Genomic DNA, 10,316 nt, shown 5'->3' with positions numbered 1-10,316 from the left:
CAGCGGCCGCCTGGCGCCCAAGGGCGTCGGCGTAGCGAAGGCCACCTCGATCATCATGATGGGCGTGACCCTCGCCACCGTGCTCGGCGTACCCGTCGGCACCTGGCTGAGCGGCCTGATGGGCTGGCGCATGACCTTCCTCGTCACCGCACTGGTGGGCATCCCGGTACTGCTGGCACAGATGTTCCTGCTGCCCCGCCTCGAACCGGAAAAAGCCATTCGCATCGCCGACCTGCCGGCCCTGTTCATCAACCCACAAGCACGGGTCGGCTTGATCGCCGTGCTGCTTATCGGCCTTGCACACTTTGCCGCGTACACCTACGTCGCGCCGTTCTTCAAAAACAGCTCCGGCTTCGACGGCCCGACCATCGGCTCCCTGCTGCTGCTCTACGGCGTGGCCGGCGTAATGGGCAACGTCTTCGCCGGCTTCGCCGCCAACCGCAGCGTGCGCCACACCTTGCTGCTGGTGGCCCTAATGATCGGCACCAGCACCGCCCTGTTCCCCTACTTCGCCACCGGCATGAGCGGCGCCGTGATGCTGATCGCACTGTGGGGCTTCGCCTTCGGCGCGTTCCCGGCCTGCGCGAGCATCTGGATGTTTGTGGTTGCGCCCAAGGATGTGGAACGTGGCATGCCGCTGTTCGTCGCGTTGTTTCAGGTGATCATTGCCGTGGGCTCGTTCTTTGGCGGGCAGATCGTCGACAAGATGGGGACGTCGGTGCTGTTGAGTTTGGCGACCGCGTTGGTGGGTGCCGGGTTTGTGACGGTGCTGGTGTTGGGGCGCAAGGTGAGTAATAGCTTGGCGGCTCAGCCTGCTTAATCGAGGAAAACGGGACTGATTGAATTCAGTCCCGTGGCTGGAGGCAGTGAGCACGGCGCCTTGCTCCATTGCCTACAGTTGCGTCAGAATCCGCCGGCTTGTGCACTTGGGTTGGCGTCTCTAAGGTTGCTCGGTCGCTGAAAACTCAGTGATCGGGTTTAGTAGCCCGAGGTTAACTGCAAGTGCATAAGCAGCATCTATCAGACCTTCTTGTCTGTGCTTGATGGTGGCTGTGCGCAGGGCGTCTTCGGACGCGCCGGCTTTTGTAGTTTCCCCGGTCTACTAACCTGCGTACAGCCGCCACCCCATTTCGTTTAGTAGCGACGTGGTGACGGCCCTGCTCAGGAAAACTACTGATATGTTCAAGGTAACGCCGAATCCTCCGGGATCTCCCGATTTGAAACTCAACCAAGCCGCGCACCGTGCCTTGGATCACTATCTCAATCCCTCCTCCGCCAAAACCGCCCCGCCGTCGGGTGCGCTGTTCAGTGTGGCTGCTGATGCCAGCAGTGAAAGTCTGATTACCAATAGCTATGAAACCTTTGCCTCGGTCAGCGCGTTGCTGATTGATCTGTCGGAGGAGTTGAGCGGGAAAGACCGTGATGTGGCGTTGGCGATTCATCAACTCAGTGAGTTGGGGGTGCTATTGATGGGGAAGCTGATGGATCGGGAGGTGCCGTGTAGCTGAAGTCAGACGTAGTCCAATAGTACTTACCGTTCAGTGCACGCAATCGATTAGCCGCTGGGGCGTTGTAGGCATCTACAGCGGCTCAGCGACGGCACACGTGCCAAGGCACTGCTTTTCTCCGGCTATGCTGAATGTCGGCTTTCGGCCAGAAGTGGCCGGTCAAAAGCCCCACTTTAGCAATTTCCCAGGCACCCGAAAAAGCGTCTTCTCGCGAGAAATATGCCGGCACCATTCCGCACATCGTTCTGCAATAGCCGCTATCGTGGGGCGACCGGTGAGTGGAGATAAGCTGCAAGGGCCGTTGCGATGCGATGACAACCCTACTGTCGCCTATAACGACTTGCTAAAATCGCTGCTATCATTTTCCCAAGACATTTTCCGTGCGTTATCTCGTAATCCCCAGGAGTTTTAATGCGAACGCTTGCTGAAGTACATCCACCGATGGACATCGACTTACTGAGCGACCGAATTAAGAGTTTCGCTGTTATGCCACATGCAGAGCAGGCAGCATTCGTGAAAGAGTTGATCTCCATACACCCGATCATGAGTATCAACTGGCCTGGCGGAGTATTTAACCGCGTGCGAGCGCTGCACTCGACCACTTATTTAAATTCAGTCTCTGAAGTGGTATGGCCAGAAAACAGGCCGGCCACTCCTGGGCGAATAAGTGTGGATGGTCATCCGGTTATCTATCTAGCGTCGGCACGGGAAACGGCCCTGAGCGAAACGAGGATCAACGACGGTCACATCGCTTTGGCTAGGTTTGATGTTATCCCCGGCGAATCAATGAGGGTACTTCCCATCGGCGAGCTGATGTTGATTCTCAGGAGAGGCTTCGGAACTGTGATCAAGGATGAGGCGGCGAAGAGACTAGGCGATATGGTGAATAGACTTCCGTTGGACCAAGGAAGGTCGTTAGCGATAACGAATGCTTTTTTGTACGAATTGGTTACCTCGCAAGGCGAGGACTATCGTTTGAGTTCGTTAGTATCTCAAGAAATTTTTAATAAAATTCCCGATATTGACGCGATCATGTACCCCAGTCGATTGCAGCTAGCGGGTATAAATCTCGCGGTCCGAAGGGACAGATTCTGGAATTTTTTTGGATTGGAATCGATCATACAAGCTAGAGCAGAACATTTGGCAGCCGGTTATTACCGCCTTTCGGACATTGCCCAAGTCAATGGTGTTCGCTCCAACGGTGACCTTACGTGGGCAGTAGAGCATGCAAAAGAGGAGTCCCGCTTGTCACTTAGTCCGCTATGGCGACCTGTTGAATTTCGAAACCTGGGTCAGAACAATGAATAAAATGAAGCTGGAGGTTATTTACTTAAACGCGGCATTGGACCAGTGCGGCGCGAGGAAGTCAATGATACCGACTTCTTCACCTGCCGGAATATGTTGGTAGGATATACCAAAAATCCGCAACGCGTCGAAGGGATCTCTGGGTTAATTTGGCGGAGCGGATCCTAGAGGACATCGGCCGGTTCGGGAAGGGATAAAGGTAAGATACGTTGGGCTGGCCCGACAATTTGGCTACCGGCAGCTATCGGCCAGAAGCGGACGCTTGATACGGGCTTTTTCCAGCGAAATGCGGACATACGAAAAATCTGATTCTGGATAAAAGTTGGCTAAACTTACTAACACATATTTTTAGCTATTGAGCTAATCAATTAGCCTCTATAACCCAACTCAAAAAATGCTAAAACTAAGCTGTAGCATTAGTGCAAAGTACGGCGCAAACCACCCGTATCTAGACTGCTTTGACGGGAGGAAAAATCAGTTTCCGAAAATATAACTCGATTCCTTCGTTGCTGCCATTTAACACGTCAAGCAAGTTCTTATCTTTATTAATCATGAAAACTAACGCCCTCATGTGCTCCTGCAGTTTTTCCGACTGAGTCTCGAGGCCTTTAGAAAACTTTGAAGGTACAGGCGATCCATGTGTAACAGATGATCTAACCGCATAGCAATCTTTAATAAATTGATAAACTGTTTCAGCATCATATCCATTCTTGGCAAATAAAAAAGCAACTCGCTCAGACAGCCTATGACTAAGCTCTACCGTATCCGTTGAAAATAAACTTTCCAAGGCCGAACAACAGTGTGCTATTTTTATAGCTTCATAAGGAGTGCGGCGGGATGTATCTAGAAAATGATAAAATCTAGCATATCTAGAATAGCTTTTATCACTTACACGGCCTGTCATCACAGATTTATTAGAAAAAATCAATGAGCGGTTGTTGTCACATATTGTATTCCATTGCTGGATTTCTTCAGCATTAAATACGACCTCAATATCCCCCAATCCACGTGCTGTGAACATTTTAGAATAAAGACCGTTATTAGCCCACTGCACGCCGCCATCCTTCGTAATCTTGCAGTAAGCAATCTCACATATTATTGAATTGTCTTTGACTAGCCATGAGTCTTGCATAAGCCAATCAACCCAACCAAGCCACATGGTAATTACTCCCGTCAACGGGAGTATATCAAAAAATGAGCCAGGTACATCGCCAACTATCAAATGACACGCACCAAGTAAATGCTCAAACTCAATTCTTCCAGAAATGTCCCGCAGCTCAGGTGTTAAGTACTTCCCTTTTAACTCCTTACCTACAATCAAATCAATGCCAGGCATAAGGCTGTAAATGCCGTCAGGCGCATCTACCTTCAGATTCCGCAAAGTTGAAACAAACACATAAGCATCTTCATGCTTAAAGTAATCAATATGCGCAGCCATATTACCTCTCAAAAACAATTAATATAATCAAAATCTTGAATTTCATTGAGCCTCTAACATCCAGATACAGCCTGCCAAAATTGCTACAAAGTTAAAGGAGTGCGATCGAGTGGCACATAGCCATCCGTCCCGTAACGCTATCCTTCGATCCCTACCTTGTCCAGCGTAGGGATGATGCGGTGCCATGCGCACCAAGCCTAGCTAAGGTAACAAGCTCAATTGCTCAATGCGCAAGGAGTTTTACATTTAGACGCTGTAACAGTCCGCTATGTACCAGAAATGCTTCATGAACGCCTGCTTTTGGCCGACAGTTGCCCCTCGTGACAGACCGCCGGCCAGCCAGTGAGCTACTCCAACCCTCTCGGTTAACAAAACCAAAACACCCCGCACTTCAACCAAAGGCGGGGCGTTCTCTCCAGCGTCACTTCACATCAATCACATCGCCGTATGAAAAATCTGCTCAATCTCATCCTGATTGGCAGGACGCGGATTGGTAAAACCGCAGGCATCTTTCATGGCATTGGCTGCCAGTGTCGGAATATCGTCAGCCTTTACACCCAGCTCAACGAGCCCGCTCGGAATCCCCACATCCGCAGACAGTTTACGGATGGCCGTGATAGCCGCCGCAGCGCCCTTCTCCGCATCCAGTTGCTGAGTCTCAACCCCCATCGCATGAGCGATATCCTTAAACCGGGCCGGACATACGCTGGCGTTGAAGCTCGACACATGGGGCAGCAGGATCGCGTTGCACACGCCGTGAGGCAGGTCGTAGAACCCGCCCAGTTGGTGCGCCATGGCGTGCACGTAACCCAGCGAAGCATTGTTGAAGGCCATGCCGGCAAGGAATTGCGCGTAGGCCATGTTTTCCCGGGCGGTCATGTTGTCACCCTGGGCAACGGCGGTGCGCAGGTTGGCCGAGATCAATTCGATGGCTTTGAGTGCACAGGCATCGGTGATCGGCGTGGCCGCCGTCGACACGTAGGCTTCGACGGCGTGGGTCAGTGCGTCCATGCCGGTGGCGGCGGTCAGGCCTTTGGGCATGGCGGCCATCAGCGAGGGGTCGTTGACGGATAACAGGGGGGTGACGTTGCGGTCTACGATGGCCATTTTCACGTGGCGGACTTCGTCGGTGATGATGCAGAAACGCGTCATTTCACTCGCCGTGCCGGCGGTGGTGTTGATGGCGATCAGTGGCATTTGTGGTTTGGCGGATTGGTCGACGCCTTCGTAGTCGCTGATGTGCCCACCGTTGGCGGCGCACAGGGCAATGCCCTTGGCGCAGTCGTGGGGTGAACCGCCGCCCAGGGAAATAATGAAATCACAGTCGCTGCGGGCCAGCAGTTCAAGGCCCTTCTCCACGTTGCTGACGGTCGGATTCGGTTTGGCGCCGTCAAACAGGGTGGAGTCGATGTCTTGCTGGGCCAACAGGCCGGCAACCTTGGCAGCCACGCCGGCTTTGGCCAGGCCGGCATCGGTGACGATCAAGGCTTTGCGGAACCCGTACTTGCGGATTGCGAGCATCGCCTCGTCAAGGCTGCCAATGCCCATCATGTTCACGGAGGGAATGAAGAAGGTGCTACTCATGATAAATCCTCTTTTTATTATGGAGACACGGGAGTCAGTGAGGTTTTCTACTCATCTCGCAGGTGATGCGGCACGTCTTGTTGTCATCGTTGACGATCACAAAGCTGAGCCTAAACCTATGGCGTCAGACCGAAATGGTCCTTTAGCGGGCATTGACACCTCCTTTAGTACTGGGAGCAGGGTTTCACCCATTCCATGGGGGGCGGCAGCAAAATCTGACTTGCGCAGACCCCGACCCGCCCGGATGGTTATGATGGTTCGCTGAGCAACAGCCCTCACCTACTCTCCTGTGCAGGAACTGCAAAATGAGCATTGATTGGATCAACTTCACGCCTTGGGCTTCAGGCGGAGGCGCCTTGATCGGGCTGTCCGTCAGCGTGTTTGTTCTCGCGAATGGCCGAGTCGCAGGTATCAGCGGCTTGCTGGGCAGCGTGATGCGGTTTGGCAGTGAGGGCTGGGGCGAGAAAGCGTTGTTTCTGCTTGGCTTGGTGATTGCGCCATTGCTGTGGGGCTGTTTAGCGTCTTGCCACAGATCGAGATCACGGCACAGTGGCCGGCCTTGGTGATGGCGGGGTTGCTCGTTGGCTTGGGAACCCGGTACGGCTCCGGCTGTACCAGTGGTCACGGCGTGTGTGGGATCTCTCGATTGTCACCCCGCTCCCTGGTGGCGACCGTGTGCTTTATGACCGCGGGCTTTGCAACGGTGTACCTCATCCGCCATGTGCTGGGGGTTTGAAGGTGATGACCAAGTTGAGCGCATTTCTCGCCGGGCTGATCTTTGGTCTGGGCCTGCTCTTGGCCGGCATGGCCAACCCCGCCAAGGTGTTGGCGTTTCTCGATGTGGCCGGGGCTTGGGACCCGTCACTCGCTTTGGTGATGGTCGGGGCCATTGCCGTGGCAGTTATCCCTATGAATTGGGCACGCAAGCACAAACGATCTTTGCTCGCGGCCCCCATGCAGTTGCCTGTTAACCGGGAGTTGGACCTGCGCTTGATAGGAGGCAGCGTGGTGTTCGGTATCGGCTGGGGAATTGCCGGTATCTGCCCTGGGCCTGCGATCGCCCTTCTGTTTACCGGGCACTGGCAAATTCTCATCTTCGTAGTGGCGATGCTGGCGGGTATGTATGTGTTTTCCAGCCTGGAAGGCCGGCGCACGTCTTGATGGGGTTTGACCCCGATTTTTACTGAACGCAACTCAAGGACGGCTTCATGGAACGACTCCAACCTCGTGGCACTGATGCGGACGGTTATATCCTCACCGTGTCCAACGTCGAGACGCAGCCACAGTTTCAGGCTTTGCTGACGGACGTTTGCATGACGCTCGCGCGGCCGGAACCTCTGCTGGACGGGATTTATCTTTATGGCAGTGTCGCGAGAGGCGACGCCGTGCCGGGGTTTTCTGACCTTGACCTAACCCTTATTCTGCACAGCCCACCTACGTCGCAGGATCTGGAAATGCTGGAGTCGAAAAGGCGCACGCTGGAAAGTCGGCATGCCGAAGTCACCAAGATCGATTTCGATATCGGTAGTCGTGCTGAAGTATTGGCACCTGACAATCGATTGAGCTGGGGGTATTGGCTCAAGCATCACTGTCGTTGCTTATGGGGCAATGATCTGACCCAACGCTTCGACCGGTTCAAGCCGTCGCGCGATATCGCCATTGCCGTGAATGGTGACTTTGAATCCGTACTGACCCGGTATGCCGACCTTATCGACCAGGCGACCACACCGACGCAATCGCTGCGCTTGCAGCGAGAAGCTTCGCGCAAACTCATCCGGTCAACTCAAGTGCTTCGCTCTGAACAGGACCTGATGTGGCCGCAAACACTGGAAGAGCTTGTCGAGCAGTTTGTTCAGCATTACCCGAGTATGAGAATGCAGATCTCTTTTTTCTTGTCCCAGGCAAGGAACCCGGATGCCAAGCCGAAGAAGTTTACGACTCAGCTCCATCGTTTTTTGACCTGGATGGCTACACAAACCGGTTGAATCCATAACGCGCCTATGAAATCAGGGGCGATTCATGTACCTACAGACGGGTTATCACGCATGCCATTACCGCGAAATTCGATATCCATAACCTGTTGGTTGCTCCATGGGGTTACTGAATTGAGTGAGTCACCCTAAGCGTTCCAGGATCCTCATCGAAAGATACGCCTCCAAGCGACAACAGGCCTTGGATCAACTCCCCCTGAATGACCGATACCCCTCTTCTTATTGATGAGTATCAGCCTCCTCTGCGGGATAAAACTCGCCCTCCTTCCCCATTTTTTTCAGCCGTTCGCGCACAATTACCTCAACGCTGGCTACGGCGGTTTGATCGTCAGGGTTGACCAACTGCAAGCACAAGCGTTGGACATTCTGGTCGTGGGTGCCCTCGCTCATCATCTCGTGGGTGAAGACCTGTTCGCCACGCCATAGGCATAGCTGGGTATGCGTCTCGCCAAGCCATATTTCGTTGATTGATCCAAGGTCGGTGGTCGCTAGTTGATCGACGGTGATTGTCTTATCCATTGCGCTGTACCTTACCCATGAGTAGATACAGGTAGACTTGCCGGCATAGCGGGTCGTTCCACGCGTTGGCAGTTCAACCGGGCTAATGGTGGTTAAGCACGTCCCGGTTAGAACCAGGACAATTGACGATTGAAGGCGGACATTACGAGCCGAGAAGGGCAATCACATGACTGATCCTGCTGTTCCACATGCAAATGGCCGCGCCTGGATCAACTTTGATCTCCCCTCCTCGGGCCGATACTGCCAGCTCACAGATGGCGTGCAGCCTACGGAACGACCGGCTGCTATCGGCCAGAAGCAGCCACTTGGCTGGATCCTTTCGTTTGATTAACGGGTGGGGTTTATCCCGTCCCGGACGAATGAAGCGAACGCTTGAACCGTAGGCTCGGCTCTAGGAGTACACGGTACCGGGCGACATCTTTGTGCCGCTCAGTGCTCGATAGCAAACACCATTTCCATATACTAAGCATTTATCGTGGACTTGGGCTTTGAGCATTAACGCTCGCAATCTTTGGACAATCCGAACGGCTCGACGTCTGAATAACAGCGGTTTGATTGGCCGCTTATCTTGCCTTGGATGTTGAATTTCACCGAGATACTCCTGCCAACTTTTTGGTTGCTGACAGAGTTGTGTTTCGAGATCTTTCAAAATTGCCAATACGTCAGCTAAATCGTCATTTCTCAAGCGGAACATTACATTCATTGATTCAATGCCTATCCCTGCATCTCTTTGTGCATATCGTTCAAAAGCAGGTGCTATAAGGGAAAAATACCCAAGCGTATGAAAGCATTCAGATCTGAAAACAATTCGGTCTTCTGCGTCCAGGGACCACAAATGCTCTGTTTTTTCCGAGGTATATAAGCCGATTATATGATGCATGGTGCCTGTACCCGACTACTGACATACCTATGGATGAAGGCAGACTCCCACTCCTGTGAGGACTCAGCGTAGCAGGTTCGTGCTATCCATTGGCCACTTCTTCTGGCCGTTTTCTGACGGCTTTCACCGGCAGCTATGGGTCTATAGCAGTTGATCATGACTTACCGCTTTTGGCCGATTGCAGCCCCTCGTAACAAGCAGCTTCTGGCTTATCCCCCCTAAAGCCCCACCCAACACCGCCGATAACCTCCTACCATCAATCAACCCCCGCTCCCCTACACCCGATTCGCTCCCCGCATGCTCGTATGGCACGTCGCATGCTTGCCTCACCCCGGCCCGTCCACATGGAGTACGAGTGAATGCCTGCCCAAGCCCGTTTCATCGAGCACTACCGCAAAGCCGACCGCATCATGCTCGCCCTGATCTGGCTGATGACCCTCTTCTCCCTCGGCCTGGCGTTCTGGCACGACACGCTGCTTCAAGCGCTCTTCATAGGCGGCGGCACCAGCGTGGTGCTGACCCTGGCCTATCGCGTCATCGGCGGCACCCGCCTGATGCGTTGCGCCCTTGGCGTTGGGCTGATGGTGATGGCGGCGTTGCACATCAACCAGGCCCAGGGTGTCATCGAATCGCACTTCGGTATCTTCGCGCTGCTGGCGGTGCTGACGTTCTACCGCGACTGGCTGCCTATCCTGGTGGCCGCCGTCACCATCGCGGTGCACCACGTGGTGTTTCATGCCTTGCAGCACCAGGGTTTCCCGGTGTTTGTGATGGAGCATCACGGCGGCTGGAGCATGATTTTCGTCCACGCGTTCTACGTGGTGATGGAGACGGTCGCCCTGCTCTACCTCGCGGTGCACAGCCAGACCGAAGCGGTAGAAAGCCAGGAAATGCTCGAAAAAATGCTCGCCGTCACCACGCAGTTCAGCGGTGAGGCCGTCAAGGGCAGTCCGGAAAAAGTGCATGTCTCCCTTGCCACCCGTTTCGATCACTTTCTGACCCAGATCACCGGCCTGATCGACGGCGTCGCCCGCGACTCCCACGGCCTCGGCCAACTCGGCCAGGAGCTGGCTCACGCCAGCGGCACCCTG

At 54.0% G+C, this 10,316-nt stretch carries 8 protein-coding genes and 2 pseudogenes; 7 read left to right on the top strand and 3 right to left on the bottom strand.

The window, feature by feature from the left end; translation table 11 throughout:
• From HX846_RS21175 to HX846_RS21165, 3 genes are all read left to right on the top strand, one after another.
• Positions 1–820: MFS transporter (locus HX846_RS21175; RefSeq protein ID WP_178966044.1), on the top strand; the 820-nt coding region annotated here is incomplete at its 5' end.
• 358 nt (positions 821–1,178) lie between these two features.
• A complete protein-coding gene (locus HX846_RS21170) occupies positions 1,179–1,508 on the top strand; it encodes a DUF6124 family protein (RefSeq protein WP_178966043.1) in 330 nt (109 codons plus the stop codon).
• 411 nt (positions 1,509–1,919) lie between these two features.
• A complete protein-coding gene (locus tag HX846_RS21165) occupies positions 1,920–2,816 on the top strand; it encodes an RES family NAD+ phosphorylase (RefSeq protein ID WP_178966042.1) in 897 nt (298 codons plus the stop codon).
• A 445-nt stretch (positions 2,817–3,261) separates the two neighbouring features.
• Here HX846_RS21165 and HX846_RS21160 read toward each other — a convergent pair whose 3' ends face one another.
• On the bottom strand, positions 3,262–4,251 hold the full coding sequence (locus HX846_RS21160; RefSeq protein ID WP_178966041.1) for a HEPN domain-containing protein: 990 nt from the start codon (positions 4,249–4,251) through the stop codon (positions 3,262–3,264).
• A gap of 435 nt (positions 4,252–4,686) precedes the next feature.
• On the bottom strand, positions 4,687–5,835 hold the full coding sequence (gene yiaY, locus HX846_RS21155) for an L-threonine dehydrogenase (RefSeq protein ID WP_102368759.1): 1,149 nt from the start codon (positions 5,833–5,835) through the stop codon (positions 4,687–4,689).
• 305 nt (positions 5,836–6,140) lie between these two features.
• On the opposite strand from yiaY, the pseudogene HX846_RS21150 reads away from it, so the two are divergent.
• The 3 genes and pseudogenes from HX846_RS21150 (at position 6,141) to HX846_RS21140 (ending at position 7,820) form a co-directional block, all read left to right on the top strand.
• Positions 6,141–6,571: pseudogene (locus tag HX846_RS21150) on the top strand (YeeE/YedE family protein).
• A 5-nt stretch (positions 6,572–6,576) separates the two neighbouring features.
• Positions 6,577–6,996 carry a DUF6691 family protein gene (locus tag HX846_RS21145; protein ID WP_177080296.1) on the top strand — a complete coding sequence of 140 codons (420 nt, stop codon included), beginning with the start codon at positions 6,577–6,579 and terminating at the stop codon, positions 6,994–6,996.
• 47 nt (positions 6,997–7,043) lie between these two features.
• Positions 7,044–7,820, top strand: coding sequence for a nucleotidyltransferase domain-containing protein (locus HX846_RS21140; RefSeq protein WP_178966040.1), 777 nt, complete (start codon positions 7,044–7,046; stop codon positions 7,818–7,820).
• Positions 7,821–8,045: 225 nt separating this feature from the next.
• On the opposite strand, the gene HX846_RS21135 is transcribed toward HX846_RS21140, so the two are convergent.
• A complete protein-coding gene (locus HX846_RS21135) occupies positions 8,046–8,345 on the bottom strand; it encodes a hypothetical protein (RefSeq protein ID WP_134326299.1) in 300 nt (99 codons plus the stop codon).
• Between the two features lie 1,239 nt (positions 8,346–9,584).
• Here HX846_RS21135 and HX846_RS21130 point away from each other — a divergent pair.
• Positions 9,585–10,316, top strand: a pseudogene (locus tag HX846_RS21130) (methyl-accepting chemotaxis protein); the annotation flags it as partial.

Source organism: Pseudomonas sp. K5002 (genome assembly GCF_013386655.1).
Classification (GTDB): Bacteria; Pseudomonadota; Gammaproteobacteria; order Pseudomonadales; family Pseudomonadaceae; genus Aquipseudomonas.
The sequence above is the reverse complement of the archived record's forward strand: the minus strand, read 5'-3'. Positions and strand labels throughout refer to the sequence as shown.